The sequence below is a fragment of the Rickettsiella endosymbiont of Xylota segnis genome (genome assembly GCF_964019545.1).
GTDB lineage: Bacteria > Pseudomonadota > Gammaproteobacteria > Diplorickettsiales > Diplorickettsiaceae > Aquirickettsiella.
This window is the reverse complement of the sequence record NZ_OZ026451.1, coordinates 868,932-888,118: the sequence shown is the minus strand read 5'-3', so window position 1 is coordinate 888,118 and position 19,187 is coordinate 868,932. Positions and strand designations below refer to the sequence as shown.

Annotated in this window: 19 protein-coding genes; 15 read left to right on the top strand and 4 right to left on the bottom strand. The window is 37.0% G+C overall.

Annotated elements, in window-relative coordinates:
- Nucleotides 1–48: 48 nt before the first annotated feature.
- Entirely contained in the window at nt 49–1,770 is a 1,722-nt protein-coding gene (locus AACL18_RS04050; protein ID WP_339049485.1) for a proline--tRNA ligase, read from the bottom strand.
- Nucleotides 1,771–1,967: 197 nt separating this feature from the next.
- On the opposite strand from AACL18_RS04050, the gene AACL18_RS04045 reads away from it, so the two are divergent.
- The 4 genes from AACL18_RS04045 to aspS all read left to right on the top strand — a co-directional run bounded on the left by AACL18_RS04045 (nt 1,968) and on the right by aspS (nt 6,162).
- Nucleotides 1,968–2,927, top strand: coding sequence for a hypothetical protein (locus tag AACL18_RS04045; RefSeq protein WP_339049484.1), 960 nt, complete (start codon nt 1,968–1,970; stop codon nt 2,925–2,927).
- A 379-nt stretch (nt 2,928–3,306) separates the two neighbouring features.
- Nucleotides 3,307–3,849, top strand: a complete 543-nt coding sequence (locus tag AACL18_RS04040; RefSeq protein WP_339049483.1) for a hypothetical protein — start codon at nt 3,307–3,309, stop codon at nt 3,847–3,849.
- Nucleotides 3,850–4,020: 171 nt separating this feature from the next.
- Nucleotides 4,021–4,374, top strand: coding sequence for a zinc ribbon domain-containing protein (locus AACL18_RS04035; protein ID WP_339049482.1), 354 nt, complete (start codon nt 4,021–4,023; stop codon nt 4,372–4,374).
- A gap of 12 nt (nt 4,375–4,386) precedes the next feature.
- The gene (gene aspS / locus AACL18_RS04030) at nt 4,387–6,162 is read left to right on the top strand and encodes an aspartate--tRNA ligase (RefSeq protein ID WP_339051574.1); all 1,776 of its coding nucleotides are present in this window, start codon (nt 4,387–4,389) and stop codon (nt 6,160–6,162) included.
- Nucleotides 6,163–6,294: 132 nt separating this feature from the next.
- On the opposite strand, the gene AACL18_RS04025 is transcribed toward aspS, so the two are convergent.
- Nucleotides 6,295–6,588 carry a hypothetical protein gene (locus AACL18_RS04025; protein WP_339051573.1) on the bottom strand — a complete coding sequence of 98 codons (294 nt, stop codon included), beginning with the start codon at nt 6,586–6,588 and terminating at the stop codon, nt 6,295–6,297.
- 583 nt (nt 6,589–7,171) lie between these two features.
- Here AACL18_RS04025 and AACL18_RS04020 point away from each other — a divergent pair.
- From AACL18_RS04020 to AACL18_RS03990, 7 genes are all read left to right on the top strand, one after another.
- Nucleotides 7,172–7,996, top strand: a complete 825-nt coding sequence (locus AACL18_RS04020; protein ID WP_339051572.1) for a hypothetical protein — start codon at nt 7,172–7,174, stop codon at nt 7,994–7,996.
- A 48-nt stretch (nt 7,997–8,044) separates the two neighbouring features.
- The gene (locus tag AACL18_RS04015) at nt 8,045–8,761 is read left to right on the top strand and encodes a YebC/PmpR family DNA-binding transcriptional regulator (protein WP_339051570.1); all 717 of its coding nucleotides are present in this window, start codon (nt 8,045–8,047) and stop codon (nt 8,759–8,761) included.
- The gene (ruvC, locus tag AACL18_RS04010; RefSeq protein ID WP_339051568.1) at nt 8,761–9,309 is read left to right on the top strand and encodes a crossover junction endodeoxyribonuclease RuvC; all 549 of its coding nucleotides are present in this window, start codon (nt 8,761–8,763) and stop codon (nt 9,307–9,309) included. Before AACL18_RS04015 ends, ruvC begins: the two co-directional genes overlap by 1 nt.
- Nucleotides 9,306–9,905: a Holliday junction branch migration protein RuvA gene (ruvA, locus tag AACL18_RS04005; protein ID WP_339051567.1), complete on the top strand. Its 600-nt coding sequence runs from the start codon at nt 9,306–9,308 to the stop codon at nt 9,903–9,905. Before ruvC ends, ruvA begins: the two co-directional genes overlap by 4 nt.
- Before the next feature lie 383 nt (nt 9,906–10,288).
- Nucleotides 10,289–11,203: a hypothetical protein gene (locus tag AACL18_RS04000; protein WP_339051566.1), complete on the top strand. Its 915-nt coding sequence runs from the start codon at nt 10,289–10,291 to the stop codon at nt 11,201–11,203.
- Between the two features lie 16 nt (nt 11,204–11,219).
- Nucleotides 11,220–12,611, top strand: coding sequence for an HBL/NHE enterotoxin family protein (locus tag AACL18_RS03995; RefSeq protein ID WP_339051565.1), 1,392 nt, complete (start codon nt 11,220–11,222; stop codon nt 12,609–12,611).
- A 949-nt stretch (nt 12,612–13,560) separates the two neighbouring features.
- On the top strand, nt 13,561–13,698 hold the full coding sequence (locus AACL18_RS03990; protein ID WP_339051563.1) for a hypothetical protein: 138 nt from the start codon (nt 13,561–13,563) through the stop codon (nt 13,696–13,698).
- Between the two features lie 413 nt (nt 13,699–14,111).
- On the opposite strand, the gene AACL18_RS03985 is transcribed toward AACL18_RS03990, so the two are convergent.
- The gene (locus AACL18_RS03985) at nt 14,112–14,714 is read right to left on the bottom strand and encodes an exopolysaccharide biosynthesis protein (RefSeq protein ID WP_339051562.1); all 603 of its coding nucleotides are present in this window, start codon (nt 14,712–14,714) and stop codon (nt 14,112–14,114) included.
- A gap of 290 nt (nt 14,715–15,004) precedes the next feature.
- Complete coding sequence (locus tag AACL18_RS03980) at nt 15,005–15,700, bottom strand: hypothetical protein (protein WP_339051561.1); 696 nt, start codon at nt 15,698–15,700, stop codon at nt 15,005–15,007.
- Between the two features lie 230 nt (nt 15,701–15,930).
- On the opposite strand from AACL18_RS03980, the gene ruvB reads away from it, so the two are divergent.
- The 4 genes from ruvB (at nt 15,931) to tolA (ending at nt 19,178) form a co-directional block, all read left to right on the top strand.
- Nucleotides 15,931–16,986: a Holliday junction branch migration DNA helicase RuvB gene (ruvB, locus tag AACL18_RS03975; RefSeq protein ID WP_339051560.1), complete on the top strand. Its 1,056-nt coding sequence runs from the start codon at nt 15,931–15,933 to the stop codon at nt 16,984–16,986.
- Between the two features lie 150 nt (nt 16,987–17,136).
- Nucleotides 17,137–17,838 carry a protein TolQ gene (tolQ, locus tag AACL18_RS03970; protein ID WP_339051559.1) on the top strand — a complete coding sequence of 234 codons (702 nt, stop codon included), beginning with the start codon at nt 17,137–17,139 and terminating at the stop codon, nt 17,836–17,838.
- Complete coding sequence (gene tolR, locus AACL18_RS03965; protein ID WP_339051558.1) at nt 17,828–18,283, top strand: protein TolR; 456 nt, start codon at nt 17,828–17,830, stop codon at nt 18,281–18,283. Before tolQ ends, tolR begins: the two co-directional genes overlap by 11 nt.
- A gap of 49 nt (nt 18,284–18,332) precedes the next feature.
- Nucleotides 18,333–19,178 carry a cell envelope integrity protein TolA gene (gene tolA, locus AACL18_RS03960; protein WP_339051556.1) on the top strand — a complete coding sequence of 282 codons (846 nt, stop codon included), beginning with the start codon at nt 18,333–18,335 and terminating at the stop codon, nt 19,176–19,178.
- Nucleotides 19,179–19,187 lie beyond the last annotated feature (9 nt).

The following is a 19,187-nucleotide window of genomic DNA, read 5'->3' as shown; positions in this document are numbered from 1 at the left end:
GCTTTAATTAAATAAAAAAATGTAGTAGATTTTACTGCTGATTGATCTCTATGGAACAATTTTTATAAAGTTAACTTTTTTTTGCAAAAAACTTAAGATGTCATGAATGGGCAGCATTCGTTCATTTTTTTCAGTTCGGGCTTTGTAGGCAACGATTTTATCTTGTAAAGTTTTTTCACTGACGACTAAACGATGCGGAATGCCGATCAGATCATTATCAGCAAATAGCAAACCGGGACGTTCTGCGCGATCATCTAATAGAACATCCATGCCTGCCTCGCTAAGCTGTTGGTAAAGTGCATCGGCGGCTTGTTTTACCAATTCAGATCGGTGATAAGCAATCGGTACTATCACCACTTGAAACGGAGCCATGGCGTCGGGCCAAATGATACCTTGTTCATCATGATTTTGTTCGATAGCGGCGCCGACGATGCGTGATACACCAATACCATAGCAGCCCATTTCCATGGGGAGTTGGTTACCATCTTCGGCCGTAAAGTTAGCATCCATGGCGCGAGAGTATTTATTACCTAACTGGAAAATATGGCCGACTTCGATACCGCGTTCCATTTTTAAATGTCCTTTTCCATCAGGACTCGGATCACCGACTTGCACTTGGCGTAAATCTGCTATTGAGGGAAGTGGACAATCACGTTCCCAATTAACGTTGGTGTAATGAAATCCTTCTTCATTAGCGCCACAGACAAAGTTGGCAAGTACCGCTGCTGATCGATCCACAAATAACGGTATCGATAAACCGACTGGACCTAAATAACCAACAGGGACGCCAGTTAAAGCTAAGATATCAGTTTCTTCAGCAAATGTGAGTGGATGTGCGATCTCTACTATTTTCGCCAGCTTAGTGGGATTTAATTCGTGATCACCGCGGAGTATAAGACCAATTAAAGGATGTTTCTTTCCTTTTACCATTAGTAACTTGACGCAATGTTGCGGGTCTATTTTTAAAAACTCACACACTTTGGCAATTGTTTTTGTACTGGGTGTTTTTACTTTCTCGAGTGCTGCGCTAGGAGCAGGGCGTTGATCAGTGACTAAACTTTCTGCGAGTTCAGCATTCGCGGCATAATCACTGTTATCGCTATAAAAAATTTGATCTTCGCCGGTTTGTGCCAATACTTGAAATTCTTGAGATTGACTGCCACCGATGTTACCGGTATCGGCTAACACGGCACGAAATTTTAGTCCTAAACGCGTGAAAATTCGACAATAACTATCATGCATGACCTGATAAGTTTCAGCCAATGAAGCTTTATCGCGATGAAACGAATAAGCGTCCTTCATAATAAATTCTCGTGCGCGCATGACTCCAAAACGTGGACGAATTTCATCACGAAACTTAGTTTGTATTTGATAAAAAATGAGGGGAAGTTGTTTATAGCTACGTACTTCGTTACGTACTAACGTGGTAATGACTTCTTCATGTGTAGGCCCAAAACAAAACCAACGTTGATGCCTGTCAGTAAAACGCAATAATTCCGGCCCATACGCATCCCAGCGTTCCGATTCTTGCCAAAGCTCAGCCGGTTGCAGATTGGGCATCAGTACCTCTTGGCCATTGATGCGATTCATTTCTTCGCGCACGATGCTTTCGACTTTGCGTAATACGCGTAAACCCAATGGCAGCCAGGTATAAATCCCAGAAGCTAATTTACGGATCATACCCGCGCGCAGCATCAGTTGATGGCTTTTGACTTCGGCATCGGCCGGTGCTTCTTTGAGCGTGGGTAAATACAAATGACTGCTGCGCATAACATTAACCTAAAAATGATCGTAAAAGTGGTTTAGAGCTTACTATAGAATGGACTTTATGCAAAACTGCTGGTTGAGAATTACTAATTCACTTATAGGGCTTATACAGCCTAATTTAATTCGTTACTGTGTGTAGACAAAATTGACATTTAATGCATAATATTACAAAAATACAAACTTTATAAGGATTTAATAAAATGTTTAAACCTGCTGCTAACAAAACCCAGCAATTAAAAAGAATAGGCGCAGGTCAACCTAATAATAATGAAGATACTCTATTTTCAGCGGTCAAATTGAATGATCTTAAAAAAATCAGTTATTTTATAGATCAAGATGTTGATGTTAATGCGCATGATAGATTCGGTTTGGCTCCATTGCACTATGTTACTAGTAAACAAGCCTTAGATTTATTAGTAGAAAAACAAGCGGATGTGCATATAGAAAGTTTAAATATAAATAATATTTCAGGATTTGTTTCTTATACCCCTCTGAGTTCGGCATGTACTTATGGAAAGTATCACCTTGTCGATCCTATTTTACAATATTATTCATTGTCGAATCTTAAAGAAAAACCTCAGTATATTAAAAATAATAAAATTTTATTACTCATTTGGAATTCTATTGATCAAGGAAAAAAAGATCTTAAGGCATTACCTTCATCAACACCTAAACAACTTGAACAACAAACTCAAGTGTCTGAAGCAAGTGAATTAGTGGCGAATGAAATAAAAAGTGAGGATCTATTTTCAGCTATCTCCGCTAATGATTTAGAAAAGTTTAAACAATTGATTGCGCAAGTAGCTAACATTCATATATATCAACGTAAAAAAGATACACTATTGAGTTTTGCTATGTCTAGACATGGTTATGGGTTTTTAACGCCTATTTTTCTACATTCTTCAAGCGATCTAAATGAAGAAGCACCTGATTATATTAAAAAAAATAAATTGGCTGTTTCTTTATGGCAATCCTGCAGACAAAGTAAATTATCATCTCAATTAATTACGAGTTCAGCAACTTCAACGCTAACAAGCCAATTTTATAGAAAAAAAAATCAATTTGTTACTAGCTTATGGGAGAAATGCAAGCAAAATTATCAGTCATCAGTTGAGGATTCAACAAAAATGGATACGTTAATTCAAGATTTTCATCTTTAAGCATTATATAGTTTTTATAAAACTAGTAACGACACTGGCCAAACTGTAAACACTGGATTAAAAAGCCGATTAATGACGCGACGTCGTTGGGTGCTTCTTCGAGTGTTGAGTAAATAGATATGACTGTTGCGCATAATATCTAGCCTTTATTAAAATGAGTATACTTTTGCTAAAGCTTACACGAGAATAATATGACTGCAAAATCAGAGTCGCTTTTATCTTAAATAAAGAATAAAGTGAATTTTTTCAACGAGTAATTAGATTGATCGATTTGTTGCAGCCATGTACCCTTAATTTTGTTATACTTATTATGGTTGTTACGAGGAGTTAGTCTTTTTAAGGATAGATTTTAACTTACTAGCTAAAAAGGTAGGTCGCTATGTCAAAAGAAAAAAATGTCGCTGTTCAAACCTCATTCTGTGAGAGCTCTGAGAAGCGGAATAAAAAAGAATTCTTAGAAAAAATAATTACTGGTATAGAAAATATAAATCAATCTCTTGATAAGATTTTTGATGATCTATCTATTCAAACTCTATCTATTCAAACTCTATTATTAATTTCAAGTATAAATACTATTAAATTGGAACTTAATCAGCTAATCAATGATAAAGAATTCTATACTCCAGCTGAAAAAGAAATTCTTCGCGAACTCCAAGAATGTCTAGAAAAATTACGACTCCAATTAATGCAGTTACCTTATTCTAACCGGCCAATTATTGATAAGCTATGTAAAGCGATTAATACATTACTCGAAAAATTAGCTGATTTTTTTATGAATGGACCGCTTGTTAGTGAAAGTGTTTATATTGCGAATCCATCATCGCAGCCACATCGTTGTGATTTCTTTCATCCTTTTAGGCCCATAAATACTTCAGTAGAAGATTTATCAAAGAGTTTAAACTCTTTCTCTACAAGTCCTTAAAAATAAGCAAAGAAAAGCACGGATGCTTTTCTCAAGCTTACACTCTGGCTAAAGTCTACACACTAGATTAAAATGCGCCTTGGATATCCTGACAGCGTGTAAGGGGTAACCGTATTTAGCTGCTGTCTTTACATTACCAATACCACCGCTGAAAAAATAATTGAGGTACCTATGCCAATTTATGAATATCAATGTAAGGCCTGCGGGCATACTTTTGATACGATACAAACCTTTAGTGAAGAACCTTTGACCGATTGTCCGGTCTGTAAAGAACCTGCACTGAAGAAATTGGTTTCAGCAGCGGCTTTCCATTTAAAGGGCAGTGGATGGTATGTGACGGACTTTAAAAATCCACCGGCTAAAAAAGTGGATAACGCAGAGAAAGCTAAAACTGAGGACGCGAGTAAACCTGCGGAAACGAGTAAGGAAAGTAACACCACTGAAAAGAAAAACAAAGACACTATCGCTGCAAAACCCACGGAAAAAACTAGCAAAACTGATAAATCGGGTGAAAAATCCTCTTAGATTAAAAATATTATGCAAAGAACACACTATAACCAGCAAATAAACCAAAACTTAGTCAATGAAACCATACAAGTCTGCGGTTGGGTACACCATCGTCGTGATCATGGTGGCATCATTTTCATCGATTGTCGCGATCGTAGCGGCTTACTGCAAGTAGTATTTAACCCAGATCAACCTGCTGAGTTGTTTAAAAAAGCGGAAACGCTACGGAACGAATATGTGGTGCAAATTAGCGGAAAGCTACGTTTGCGTCCGAAAGGCACCGAAAATGCCAATTTAAAATCTGGAGCGGTTGAATTACAAGCGACCCAACTCATTATTTTAAATACTTCAGCAGCATTACCGATTTCTATCGATGCTTATACACCGGTGAGTGAAGAAGTCGCCTTGCGCTATCGCTATCTGGATTTACGACGACCAGAAGTCCAAGAACGTTTTCGCTTGCGGACACACGTCGTGCAATTGATGCGACGTTTTTTTGAAGAAAAAGGATTTTTAGATATAGAGACACCGATGCTTACTAAAGCGACGCCCGAAGGAGCGCGTGATTACTTGGTGCCAAGTCGCGTTCATCCCGGTGAATTTTATGCGTTACCACAATCACCGCAATTATTTAAGCAATTATTGATGATGTCCGGATTTGATCGTTACTACCAAATCGTACGTTGTTTTCGCGATGAGGATCTACGCGCCGATCGACAACCTGAATTTACGCAGCTGGATATGGAAATGTCCTTTTGTAATGAAGAGGATATCCAAACACTCAATGAAGCATTGATTCGTCACTTATTCAAAGAATTATTAAATGTGAATTTACCCAATCCTTTTCCGCGCATGACTTATGCAACAGCGATGCAACGTTATGGTAGTGATAAACCCGATTTACGTATTCCGTTTGAATTAGTCGACATTGCTGATTTGGTTAAAGACATCGAATTTAAAGTTTTTTCAGGACCGGCGAATGATGCACAAGGACGAGTGACAGCATTGCGTATTCCCAAAGGCGGCGATTTAAGTCGTAAAGCCATTGAAGAGTATACGCAATACGTTGCTATCTTTGGCGCAAAAGGTTTGGCTTATATAAAAGTTGTCGATCGCGCATTGGGACTGGAAGGTCTGCAGTCGCCGATCTTAAAATTTATTCCAGAGGCGACAGTCGAGGCCATATTACAACGTGTCACAGCAGAAAGTGGCGATATTATTTTCTTTGGGGCTGGCACAGCAAAAATGGTCAGTGAATCCTTGGGTGCTTTACGTGTCAAATTGGGTCACGAATTTAACTGTGTTAAGGATGAATGGTCGCCTTTATGGGTAGTGGACTTTCCCTTATTTGAATATGATGCACAAGAAAAACGTTGGCAAGCCTTACATCATCCTTTTACTGCGCCTAAAGTTAACGATGCTGCTGAGTTACAAGCCAATCCTGGATCATGCTTATCAAGAGCTTACGATATGGTATTAAATGGCTATGAAATTGGAGGCGGTTCAATACGTATTCATGATACGCATTTGCAGTCGACGATATTTGATTTATTAAATATTAATGAAACCGAACAAAAAGAAAAATTTGGTTTTTTACTCGAAGCACTTAAATTTGGTTGTCCACCGCATGGTGGTATGGCTTTTGGTTTGGATCGCTTGGTAATGTTGATGACCGGAGCGAAATCCATACGGGATGTTATCGCTTTTCCAAAAACCCAGACGGCGAGTTGTCCATTAACGCGTGCGCCAAGTCCAGTTTCCGAGCAACAATTAAAAGAGTTATCACTACAGATTCGTAAAAAATAAAAACGCTAGGGCGCTATTATGTCTAATTGCCATCCGCAGTTGTAAAAGCAACGCGGGTGTGCCACTTATTGGCTGAAATTGCCACTAAAAAATGTTGGGTTATTTATTGAATGCGCCTGTATCTCTGTAAAATCATATCCCATAATAAGTTTTTTTATTGGATATAAGCATTGAGTTCACTTGCTCCTGTCCTTGCTTGGAATAAGATCTTTTCAATGAGATTTTTGCCTTTTTGCTTATTTTTTTTTCACTAGATGCAATCCCCGCTGATTTTTTCCACATTTGCGTATTGAATGTATTATTCTCAAGCGATAATTTTTTAAAGTTCTTGGAAGATTCACCCTTTAACTGAATTAAGTTTGAATTATCTTCAAGCAAAATTCCACATTCTTTTAATCCGTGATCAAGTTCTCCAGTTACTAGCATTTGTACGGCTTCTCGAGCTGTTGCCCCCCCCCAGAGGGTTTTAAAACAACCACATTCAGATTATGTAATCAGTAATGTTTTTTTCATTTATTAACTTCGTCTTCGAATTTTTAAATTTTCTATATAGAGGACAGATTCTCTAAACAGGACGCTTGTTTTTTAAGCAATGCATTTATCATGGCTTCCATGTGACGTGTATAGGGCATTGTCAGATACCTCTAATTTTTTTCACATAGTTTTACACAAACTATTAACGATAGTTGCTTTTCTGGCGAGTTTACCTGTTTTAGTGCAAAATTTGACACTTAGAGCGAGTTTAGCTTGCGCTTTTAAAGCCATTAATAATAATATGAGTACATTTGTGTCGATTGAATCTGCTAATTATTTGATTTATGTTTTTTTGTCGTAGGTCGTTAGAGCTGATTTCAATCATAGCTAATAAAAAGATAATACTCACGCAAAGCGCGCAAAGCCAATCGTGTATTAAAAATTTGGTTTTTGGCGTCTTTGTTGCTTATAGTCATCGCAGTTGCATTGCATGCTATCCTGGGTAAGCACATTTTTTCGGATAATTATTAAGTTTATGCCAAATTCTACTACTGTAAATTTTAGCAAAGCGATTAGCGGTGATTACCGTATTCCAATTAAAGCCATCTTTTTGGAGGCTTGGTACCGGGTAAAGGGAATGAAAGCCGCTTTTTGGCTAGGTTTTCTTTACTTCATACTGGTGATGGCGGCAGCTTGCCTAGTACTAGGTTTAGTATTGGCCTTATATGATGTGTTTATATTGTCATTGGCAAGTGCCCATAATGCAGGCTTTTTGTATAACTTAAAGCTAGGGCTTAAATTTATTGTTGTTGCTATCGTTGAAGTATTACGTTTTTTATTAACCGCTTCGTTAGCCTATATGGCTTTACAGCATTTACGTAAGCAAGCTATTCATGGGAATATGGTATTTGAATTCCGTCACGCTTGGCGGCCGTTGTTAATTATTGCATTGTTACTCTATCTATTTAATAGCTTTATCCTCTCTGGCACGAATATTTTTTTACATAGCGCGTTATTTAAACAACCGATTGTTTTCCTAGGATCAGGTTTCGGCAGCATTTTTTTATTGCTTATTTTTTTTATCTGTTTCTTTCTATATTTCTACTTTTCGATCCTCGTCTATATGACTGTGTTACTGATCTTAGATCAAAAACTAACCTGGAAAGAAAGTTTAAGTTTGGCGTTTCAGTCAGTAAACCAGCATTTTTTTAAAAATGTTGGTTTGATTATTGTAACCAGTTTAGTATTTGGACTTTTAGCGTTGATGACCTTAGGTATCGGTTTAATTTGGTTATTACCCATGACGTCCTTAGTGACGGCGATCCAATATAATCAAATTTTTTGTGAAGGCAATTTATAATACCCGATGGATATAGTTTAAGTAAGGTATAATTATAAGAGAGTTGTTATGGCAGGACATAGTAAATGGGCAAATATCCAGCATCGAAAAAATAAACAAGATGCGAAACGCGGTAAATTATTTACCAAATTGATCCGTGAAATTACAGTGGCTGCTAGAATGGGAGGCGCTGATTTAAATAGTAATCCACGTTTGCGTTTGGCCGTTGATAAAGCCTTATCGGCTAATATGACCCGAGATACCATTGATCGTGCCACCAAGCGCGGTGCTGGCGGCTTAGATGGTGCGCAAATGGAAGAAATTCGTTATGAAGGTTATGGACCTAAAGGCGTTGCTGTTTTAGTTGATACCTTAACCGATAATCGCAATCGCACCGTCGCTGAAGTCCGTCACGCATTTAGCAAATCTGGCGGTAATTTAGGCACGACAGGATCGGTTGCTTATTTATTTAGTAAAAAAGGTGTGATTACTTTCCCACCCGGTTCCGATGAAGAGCGAATTTTGGAGATTGCTTTAGAGGCAGGCGCCGAAGATGCCATTACTTATCCTGATAATAGTATTGATATTTGGGTTGAAGAAAGTCAATTAGCCGTCTTAACTAAACTTTTTCAAGAAAAAAAATTAAATTTGGCAAATAGCGAAGTGACTTGGTTGGCGAGTACGAAAGTTGATCTGAATGCTGAGGATCAAGAAAAACTGGAACATTTAATTGATATGCTAGAAGATTTAGACGATGTGCAAAATGTCTATACTAATCAAGCTTAATGTTGAATCAACAAAGCCATAACTTAGCTAAAAACATAATTATTTTAGGTATTGATCCGGGTTCGTGTATTACTGGTTATGGCGTTATTCAAATTGCAGGTTCACAATTAAACTATCTCGATAGCGGTTGCATTAAAATCGCAAGTATTGGCTTTTCTGAAAGACTGGAAAAAATATTTACCGGTTTACAAAATATCGTTGCTCAATATAAACCGAATGAAGTGGCCATAGAACAAGTGTTTATGCATATTAACCCGAATGCCGCATTAAAATTAGGTCAAGCCAGAGGCGCTGCGTTAACGGCAGCAGCAATGGCTAAATTAATGGTCAGCGAGTATTCTGCGCGGCAAGTCAAACAATCAGTGGTGGGTTACGGAGCCGCGAGTAAACAACAGGTACAACATATGGTACGCTTGTTATTAAATCTCGATCGCTCACCACAAGCCGATGCCGCCGATGCATTGGCGATCGCGATTTGCCATGCGCAAGCGCGGCAAACGGGAAAGCGAGGACTTAAACAAGGATTTCGCCGAGGAAGAAGACGATGATCAATCGATTGCGCGGCATACTGATTGAAAAACAGCCACCGTATTTATTAGTTGAAGTGGCCGATGCGTTTACCTACGAAGTGCAAGCTTCGATGCATACTTTTTATCAATTGCCGGAATGTGGAGAAAAAGTTTTTTTATACACACAGTTTATTGTGCGTGAAGACGGCCATTTTTTGTATGGATTTAGCACAGCCGATGAGCGGGCATTATTTACGCAATTATTAAAAGTAAATGGTGTAGGACCCAAAGTTGCTCTAGGTATTTTATCAAAAATAGAAACTTCAGAATTTATTCGTTGTGTCCAGCAACAAAATGTGAGTGCTTTGCAGGCAGTTCCGGGTATTGGAAAAAAAACTGCTGAACGCTTAATCATCGAAATGCGGGATCGTTTAAAAAGTTTATCCCATAACCAATCTATAGAATCCGATAAAAATATTATTCGATCATTACAACATGTCCAGCAGGACGCAATTTCTGCGTTAGTTGCCTTAGGCTATAAGGCTCAAGAGGCAAGTCGGGCGGTATTGCAGATTAAAGACACTAACTTATCCTTAGAATCGTTGATTCGACACGCTTTGAATAGTGTGGGCTAGGGTTTTGAGATGCTGTATTAGTTATCAAACACCTAAGCATCCAATATTTTCTTTCGAGTTTACAACTTCTCAAAGCTTCTAAGTTCTTAACCCAAAAAAACTTAAAGGCATTAAATTGCTGACTTAAAATATTCGACACCAAATTTTTTCAACGAACGCTGCCTTTTGGCTCAGCGCAAATTAGCTTGGGGATCAACAGTTTAAGGATTTAAAACAAACACCAAGTTCTTATCCCGTGTATTTATAACTTAATTTTATACCGTATTATGCAGTTGTAGATATAATTTCTTTGATTTAAATTGCTATTAGATAAACGATAAAAAACTATTAATTTGAGAGTTTTTTTAAGTTATCTCGCATTCAAACTTATTCGGAAATAAACAATGTCATGTGATTGTAAAGAATTAAAAGTGCATCAAAACCATACAAAAATTTATGAAAAATTAGCGAGACAAAATATTCAAACGAAAGCATCTGTATTCATTACTCATGAAAACATCTTACAACTTGCTAAGATAACAAATTCAAAAGGTGGAGAAGCAGAAGTTATTATTCAACCACTAGTAGATAAAGTTAAGAGCTATGATAGTCAATTTAATAAAAATTGTAATCAGTTATTCGAACTCATAGAGTTAGTCGGTGATGGTAATGCGTCAGCAATTAATCAATTTAAAAACTTACTTGACGATATTTCTATCAATGTGCAAGACATTCAAATCTTAGCACAGTCCAGCCAAAACGAATTAAACAGTTTACGTGAAAAAATTTCAAAAAGGATAAGCAATTTAGCGACAGAAATTAATCAATTAGAAATAGAACAAGGGCAACTTTCTAGAGAAGTAAGCCTATTAGTAGATGAAATTCATGTATTACAGCAAGAACTAGATAATTTAAGATGGTGGTGGTTCCTATGTCTTATACCTATTTTTTGTGGTTGGCTTCCTATCTTAATCCAGGAAGTGGCCTATAAGAAAACCCAAAAACAGGAAGAATTAAATCGTAAAACTGCAGAATTAAATTCAAATTACTACAGATTAGATTTTCAAAAGAAACAACAGCAAAGTCTAATCATTGAGCGCAATGAATGTAATACACTATTAGCCAGTGTTTCCACGTCTAATAGCACATGTGTCTTTATTGTAAATAATATTTCAGGAATTGCTGAAATATTAGACAATATTGATTCTGAGAATACACCCCGCTTATTGCGGCGTCAGCTAATGATCCTACAAAAAAACTGGGAGGATCTCGTAAATGGGCTAGGATTCGTTGCCCTTAGTTTAAGTATGCATAATTAATTTAAAAGGAAAAAATATGTTAAATTTAGTAAAATCGGATACAGAGTATTGTACCCAAGTACCAAAAAACAAATTAGATAGCATTACTACTTTGTCAACTGTACTAGAAAATGCAAAGAGTATAGACACCTATAAACTAATAAGGGAAAGTACTATAGATTTTTCGTTTTTATCGCTTAGGGCGCAAGATGATTATTTCCAGCAATTAAGTGAACAACCTATCATTCCTGAGGATACGGAATGTTTTTCATCTGCTAATTTTTCGCAAGGTGCTATCGTACAAAATTACTGTGTTCAAACAACGACTCAGGCGATTGTGATGCCGCCTGATCCCGAATTTCAAAATGTTTCTAAAATTCAAGAAGACGCACAAGAACATGCTAACCTTTGGTTGAGTAACCTAAATGAAAAAGTAGTCGGGATTAATTCAAATGGAAAACAATATTGTAATCTTATTATTACTTATGAAAATGATATTGATAATCTTGTCGATGATGTGGTCAATAATATTTCAGGGGCTAAAGATAACTTTGTATCAGAAATAGGTCTCTTAAAAGATGAGGCAGTATCCCGAAGTAAAAAAATAACTGAGGTTACTAATGGATTAAAGGATTTTCGAGTACTCATTAGTGAAGATGGTGTAGCGTTTCAATCAATAAAACAGCAAGCCGATATAAAATATAATTCGAATACGGGTGAAATGAAGCAATTGAAAGATGCAATGGACGCTTTAGAAGCAGCTATAAGCAGTTACAACGCGATTATTGCCGGTGGAGCTATCATGACAGTTGTTGGTGCTTTAGTTATTGTAGTGGGTGTTTTGTTAGAGCTTCCTTCAGGCGGGGCATCTACTGCTATTGTTGGCGCAGGCACCCTCATCACTACAGGAGGAGGAACGGCTATTGGGATTGCCAAAAAAAACAGAGATGAAGCCAGTCAGGAATTAAAGGAAACGGCACTTCGGTATAACGTATTACAACAAACTTGCGCCTTATTACAAACTGTCAATGGCCAATTAGATACTTTAATCATTGGAAATAGCGAATCAGTCAATGCTGTACAAGCGATGGCAGTGGCCTATCAGATTATTGCAACCAATCTGGAAGGTATTATAGAAAATGTCGATACTCTGGTTGGAAATACTGATTCTGGAGCGATGCTTAAACGCATGTTAAAGTTGTTTGTACAAAATGGAAAAGATCTGAAGGAGTTATATGTAAAATATGAAGCTAATGGAATATTACCCGTACAGCCTAGCCGGTCCGTATGGAATTCATTACATTCCTTTAGCCGTAAAATTCCACCTTTACCACAAAAACCTATTTCAATGCAAGAGTATTTAATAGCAATCCAACGGAAAATTGCTTGGCAGCGTCGTCATAGTAGAAGGGTGCGTCAGTTTGCTTAATGTTTACGCAGAATAAGATTATTATTAATAAAAAGTTGTCCTTGATGCGACAGATACGAATTGAATAGGGTTACCGCTTTGAGAAGTCGAGAAACTTTAATCAAGACATATTCGTAAACCAATCAAACTTCCGATAAGTTTTTTATCGGAAGTAATTTTTAGTCCTTAATGCGGATCCAAAGCATAAGTGCAATGCCTTTTCTTAACTTTCTATTAATTTGAGTTTGCATAAAATCCCTTCTTTTTAAATTCGCAGGAAAATAAAATTTCTACTCTTTCCTGTATTTAGTACTTTTAGGGAACGATTAAGCTATTTATAAATAGTCATTTTATGAAAAGTCGACCCCAAAGCTTATTATGTATTTGTAAATCCTTTAATAGTTTAGGTAAAATTATAATAAAATATTTTTAATTAACGGAGTAAAATTATGAATAGAGAAAAAATATGTTGTTGTTTTCCGACTTGTATAAAAATACCTTTACATATTGAACTCGATGTTACCTATCATAAAAAATGCAATGAAAAACCTCACCCCTCTCATGATTCTGAGCCCCAAAATTCAAATGTAAATACGTTTATAAAAGGTTAAAAACACGCCTAAGAGGAGTAAAGTTACCCTCTTAGGCATTTAATGAAATAAGAAAATATTTATTTTATAAAAATTATTTATGCAACTTTGTAGAGTGTAATAAATTTTTATTCAAGTCCTGAAAAAATGTCATTTATGAATATTATAATACAGGGCACCTAGACTTTATAATCGCTAACAATTTTCAGTTTGCACCTTTCGAATAGATCAGCTTCTTCATATTAAATAATAAAAAAATAGTTAATAGTATTAAAAAATAGCTAATTATTAAGTGTATTTTTAGCCTTGTTACTGTAAGTCGAGGCTTTACTTATATTCCTGCTAATAAACTTGTTATTGGACTTCCTGCCAATGTCGAAGTGGCTGCAACAGCTTATGTCATTAATCCACAAGATTTAGGACGTACATTTAATTGTCTTGAAGAAGCAGGCTTTCCAATTAAAGGATTAATGACGTGGGCGATTAATTGGATGATGGTAAAAATAAAAATGGCGTAATTTACAATTGGAAATTTATTAAATGTTACGCACATAACGCAGGTTGGACTCCGGATGTTGCCTTTACACTTCGGGTAGAAGTGGTATAAAGCTAGTAAAATAAATTAATTTATTAAAAGATGCCTAATAATAAAATTAGGCTTCTTTTTTCCTTTTACGGTACCAAGCGATTGGCAATGAATTCAGATTGTTTTACTTATTTTAATCGGTTCATCTCTGTTTATTATTATTATTATTTGTGCAAATCTCATCGCCTTGGCTACAAAAAACCAAAAAGCGAGTCGAGCATTTTACAGATTAAAAACACATCACTATCTTTAGAATCTTTAATCCCATGAGTATTAAATAGTGTCGATTAATTTTTTGCTAGCGAAGGTGAGTATTTAAAATGAATTTACGATTTAAATTTTTTATCAGAAAATAATTTTAATAGCCGATAAAATAAATGTTGAAACAAAGGCAAGGTAACTTAGCGTACTAACATAAGCCAAGGTAATAAAAATACCATCTTTTTCTATGATTCCAAGACTAAAGATAATAATCAATAATGCAAATATAAAATTACTCAGCGGAATGGGTAAAATTAATAACAAGGCTAAACAAAAAATGGTAATGCCGTTGCTAACCTCCATGGCTCGAGAAGTCATAAATGGCCAACGTGGCTTTAGAAATCGTTCTATCTTTCTCAAATAAGGAACCGTTGCATGAATAATTTTGCTTAAATTTTTATGGTTTATAGTACGATTAGCAATGATTTTTGGTAACCATAACGTAGTTTTTTCATACATCATTTGCAGTGAAAATAATACAATAGGTAGGCTGAAAACAAACGCAACACCCGGAATAGTGGAGAAGGGTAATGCGCTGGGTAAGGAAAATAGTAATAAACCCATTCCAAACGCACGCTTCCCCATTAACTGTAAAAGATAAGCAAAGCTTAAATCTTTATTTTTTAAGTGTTTGTTCCGAGCAATTTCAATAAGGATTTGAGAAGAATGTTTGTAAGTTTTATGCATAAAAAATCAACCCACCCCAGAGGAGCACCAAGTGGCTGAACATAAATTATCCCTTGCTAAATCCTGACTATAATAATAGTGCATAAAAAACTAAACTAATATTTTTTATGCGCTGAATAAAGTCTGTAAGTAATCGCTGCCCCTAAACTTTATCCCATAACTAATTAAGCCGATAATCAGATTTTATTTTGAAATACTAAGCAGAGCCATGTTTAACTATTGGTTTTAAGGGTATTAATATTTTGCTCACAAAATTGTTTGCAGTCTATATTGAACTGCCATTTAAAGCATTACAAATTTGGAGTAAAACTAGTGGATGGAGAATTCATGTTACTATTGTGCGGGTTGTCCTTAATAATACTGTTATACATTCTCGGTGAATGACTGGTGCCGGCAGTAATCGTTATCGGTGAGGAAGAGTGCGTTTGAACTGCAGTTGGAGTGGGTTGTACTTTAATTTTTAAAATTTTATTTGCGGAATCAATTGTTCTGAGATCATCTTCAAATATATACAATGTTGCTTGCAGGTTTTTAGCAGCTTCTCGATTATTAAAAAATAAATCCATCAACACCCAAGAAAAAATAAATAGAGGAATGGCCCCTAAAGGGGGACATGCAATTGATGCGAGCGCGCCGGCAATTATCGTAAAACCAACTATTCCGCTAGTGTTATCTGGAATGATATTTAAAAACTCCTTGAAGCGTGGATAGCGCTCACAACTGATTTTATATTGCTTAAGTTTTTCTATAAGTACTTTAATACTTTCTGAAGCAAAAGTCTTTTCATTAACGTTAGCTGTTGCTATAGCATCTAATTTTTTAATAAATTTGAGGCAATCCCACACTAATGTTGTACGACAACCTTTTAGCTGTTTAATACTCGTTAAATCTAATGTAGTTTCAGTTTCATCCGACCAATTCAATTCATTGAGAAAAGCTAAGGTTTTTAATAATCTGGCAGTAGAGTCGGAAAATTTAATAAGCATGCATAATTCCTTTTTTATTGTATTGAAAAAATTATAGAATAGGCTATTTTTTTTATCACAGCAATGATTCAATAAATTATTTTCAGACAATAAAAAAACATCAACTTAGTTCAAATAAACTTTTTTCAAGCTGCGGATGCTTGCTAAAAAATCAGTAATTAGCTAATAATAGAACGATTCACCCTACTTTACTTATATTTTTTGTCGGTTCATCTCCGGTTATTATTATTATGCAAATCTCAGATCGCTTAACTTCGGCTAAAAAACAATCTGATGATGAAAAAAATCTTCCTCGCATCCGTCCCTTAGCCTTAGCTGATTATTTGGGGCAAGCCTCAGTGTGTGAGCAAATGGGCCTATTTATTCATGCGGCCCGTGCTAGAAATGAAGCTTTAGATCATGTGTTAATCGTCGGACCCCCGGGTTTAGGTAAAACCACATTGGCGCATATTATTGCGCATGAAATGGGCGTTGCACTCAAACAAACCTCAGGGCCTATTTTAGAAAGAGCAGGCGATCTGGCCGCGTTGTTGACACATCTTGAAGCCAAAGAAGTATTGTTTATTGATGAAATACATCGCTTGAGTCCGGTGATTGAAGAAATATTGTATCCGGCTTTAGAAGATTATCAGTTGGATATTATGATAGGCGAGGGGCCGGCGGCGCGTTCAATTAAATTGGATTTACCGCCCTTTACATTAATTGGCGCTACGACACGCGCCGGTTTGCTAACATCACCTTTGCGAGATCGTTTTGGAATTGTACAACGTTTAGAATTTTATAGTGTCGCGGATCTTTGCCGTATTGTGTCGCGCTCGGCAGGAATTTTAAGTGTGGTGATCGATCCTCTGGGTGCCAATGAAATTGCCAAGCGTGCTCGCGGTACACCGCGAATTGCGAATCGTCTGTTACGCAGAGTCAGAGATTTTGCTGAAGTGAAAGCCGATGGCAAAATAGATCAATGTTTGGCCGCACAAGCTTTAGATCTATTAGAAGTGGATAAAGAAGGTTTCGATCAACAAGATCGAAAATTATTATTAACACTTATTGATAAATTTGACGGTGGACCGGTGGGTTTAGATAGCTTAGCAGCAGCCATTGGTGAAGAACGTGATACGATAGAAGAAGTGATCGAGCCGTATTTAATTCAGCAAGCATTTATCATGCGTACACCACGCGGTCGAATTGCGACGAAAAAAACCTATATTCATTTTGGATTGACCATGCCGGGTCATCTTAACGGACAAAAACAACTCAACTATGCTTTTTCTGATAAAATAAACTAAATTTAAATGTATACTCACAGCAATCGGATTTTTGTCAAGGGGTCGAGAAAATGAGCAACCGGAATGTATACAAATATACATGAAGATTGCGAATTGAGCGATAACACAGACAAGAATTCGAGTGCGAAGCGTATAAATGAGGATAGGTAAATGCCAACGGTTGATCCATCATTGTGGGGTTATTTTTCCGCTGCCAGCGGAATAGTCAAATTGGTCATGCTCATCTTGCTCGTTGCATCGATTGCATCCTGGTCGATGATTTTGCAACGGGGATTTATGTTGAGACGTTCAAGAAAATTACTGGCGCAATTTGAAGACAAATTTTGGTCAGGTATTGATCTCAGTAAACTCTATGCCGATTTAAACCGTGAGCAGGATCAACACAGTGGTTTAGCCAGCATCTTTCATGCCGGATTTCGTGAGTTTCTACGTTTACATCAACACGTGGGTGATGCACCGGTTATTATTATGGAAGGCGTGCAACGCTCAATGCGTATTGCTTATTCCGAACAGCACCAGCAACTCGAAAAACATCTGGATTTTTTAGCGACCTTGGGTTCCACGAGTCCATATATTGGATTGTTTGGAACAGTATGGGGCATCATGACTTCTTTCCAAGCCTTGTCGTCTTCGCAACAGACTGCAACAATCGCTATGGTGGCGCCGGGTATTTCGGAAGCTTTAGTCGCTACGGCCATGGGTTTATTTGTCGCTATCCCTGCAGTGATTTTTTATAATCGTTATGCACATCAAATTCAACATTTATTACATAATTATCACCGCTTTCAAGAAGAATTCTCGAATATTTTGTATCGACAAGTTCATGGTAATACGGGTAGTTATGTTGCATAACCCCTACCCATTTCAACATCAACGACGCAAAGGGCCAATGTCTGAAATTAATGTCGTTCCCTACATTGATGTCATGTTAGTGTTATTAGTCATCTTTATGGTCACAACGCCGTTATTATCGCAAGGTATTAAAGTGAATTTGCCGCAAGCGCAAGCGCAAACGATTGCACCCGCGCAAGAACCACTTATTGTATCGATTGATGAAAAAGGACTTTATTATTTAAATACTGCGATACATCCGGAAGTCGCTTTAAATGCTCATCAGTTAAGCTTGGAAGTGAGTGAGCAACTACGCAGTGCGGAACAAAAAAAAGTGCCGCGTCAAGTGTTTGTAAAAGGGGATAAAAAAGTCGATTACGGTAAGGTAGTGACTGCGATGGTTTTATTACAACAAGCTGGCGCCATCAATATTGGTTTATTAACCGAATCCCCACCAACGGTTTAAAATCGTGTTGAGCAGCAACACAGACAAAAATTTCAAGCGCGAAAAGTGTATGTTAAGCCGAGCCAAGCAAGAGGACTTTCGTTATTCGCTAGTCGTGGCGGTAGTGTTACATATTGTTCTATTTTTAGCGTTATTCTTGACCTTGCGTCATAACACAAAATTATTATTTTTAGCGCCGCCGCCTTTACAAGTGATCCATGCAACTGCAATATCGATGGATGCATTAGTGCAAAAGCCTACGCCTGAGACAGAGAAAATAAAACAGCTACCGACCGCTATGGCAAAAATCTTAGCGAAACCGATATTACTTAAAAAAAGTCCGGTGCTACTAGCGATCAAGGAAAAAAAAGTTTCTAAAGCTGAGCAAAATAAGATTATTCCACTGAAAGTACCGAATAAACAGCCGTCTTTAGTTAAAAAGGTGCTGCCTGTTAAAACGTCACCCACCAAAGTCGTCGCGATTAAACCCAAAAAAATTGTTGTTAAACATCAAAAACCATCTAAAGAATCGTTAAAGTTAGTTGAAAAAAATGTTCAGCAATTACTGGATCAAGAAATGCAATCGCTGGCCAAGCAACAGATTAATGCGGCGCGCAATGCCGCGACCACGGACAAATATCGACATCTGATTTTACAAGCTATTGCCCAACAATGGATCATTCCTCCCGAAATGAATAAACATCTGGAAACTAAATTAGTCGTGCATTTGGCACCAGGTGGCATGGTATTAGAAGTGATTATTGTTAAGAGTAGCGGAAATTCGGTATTGGATCGTTCGGCACAAACGGCAGTGTACAAAGCATCGCCTTTACCCGTGCCAAAAAATAATGGTTTGTTTCATACGTTTCGGCAAATCAATCTTACGGTACGCCCCGAAGGCGTTATTACGCAGTAATCATTTTTT

Coding starts and splice junctions, on each gene's coding strand:
- ruvB (WP_339051560.1), top strand. CDS start 15,931: ATGCAAATCTCAGATCGCTTAACTTCGGCTAAAAAACAATCTGATGAT.
- AACL18_RS04040 (WP_339049483.1), top strand. CDS start 3,307: ATGTCAAAAGAAAAAAATGTCGCTGTTCAAACCTCATTCTGTGAGAGC.
- aspS (WP_339051574.1), top strand. CDS start 4,387: ATGCAAAGAACACACTATAACCAGCAAATAAACCAAAACTTAGTCAAT.
- tolA (WP_339051556.1), top strand. CDS start 18,333: ATGTTAAGCCGAGCCAAGCAAGAGGACTTTCGTTATTCGCTAGTCGTG.
- tolR (WP_339051558.1), top strand. CDS start 17,828: ATGTTGCATAACCCCTACCCATTTCAACATCAACGACGCAAAGGGCCA.
- tolQ (WP_339051559.1), top strand. CDS start 17,137: ATGCCAACGGTTGATCCATCATTGTGGGGTTATTTTTCCGCTGCCAGC.
- AACL18_RS04025 (WP_339051573.1), bottom strand. CDS start 6,588: ATGCTAGTAACTGGAGAACTTGATCACGGATTAAAAGAATGTGGAATT.
- ruvC (WP_339051568.1), top strand. CDS start 8,761: ATGTTGAATCAACAAAGCCATAACTTAGCTAAAAACATAATTATTTTA.
- AACL18_RS04020 (WP_339051572.1), top strand. CDS start 7,172: ATGCCAAATTCTACTACTGTAAATTTTAGCAAAGCGATTAGCGGTGAT.
- AACL18_RS03980 (WP_339051561.1), bottom strand. CDS start 15,700: ATGCTTATTAAATTTTCCGACTCTACTGCCAGATTATTAAAAACCTTA.
- AACL18_RS04000 (WP_339051566.1), top strand. CDS start 10,289: ATGTCATGTGATTGTAAAGAATTAAAAGTGCATCAAAACCATACAAAA.
- AACL18_RS03985 (WP_339051562.1), bottom strand. CDS start 14,714: ATGCATAAAACTTACAAACATTCTTCTCAAATCCTTATTGAAATTGCT.
- ruvA (WP_339051567.1), top strand. CDS start 9,306: ATGATCAATCGATTGCGCGGCATACTGATTGAAAAACAGCCACCGTAT.
- AACL18_RS04050 (WP_339049485.1), bottom strand. CDS start 1,770: ATGCGCAGCAGTCATTTGTATTTACCCACGCTCAAAGAAGCACCGGCC.
- AACL18_RS03995 (WP_339051565.1), top strand. CDS start 11,220: ATGTTAAATTTAGTAAAATCGGATACAGAGTATTGTACCCAAGTACCA.
- AACL18_RS04045 (WP_339049484.1), top strand. CDS start 1,968: ATGTTTAAACCTGCTGCTAACAAAACCCAGCAATTAAAAAGAATAGGC.
- AACL18_RS04035 (WP_339049482.1), top strand. CDS start 4,021: ATGCCAATTTATGAATATCAATGTAAGGCCTGCGGGCATACTTTTGAT.
- AACL18_RS04015 (WP_339051570.1), top strand. CDS start 8,045: ATGGCAGGACATAGTAAATGGGCAAATATCCAGCATCGAAAAAATAAA.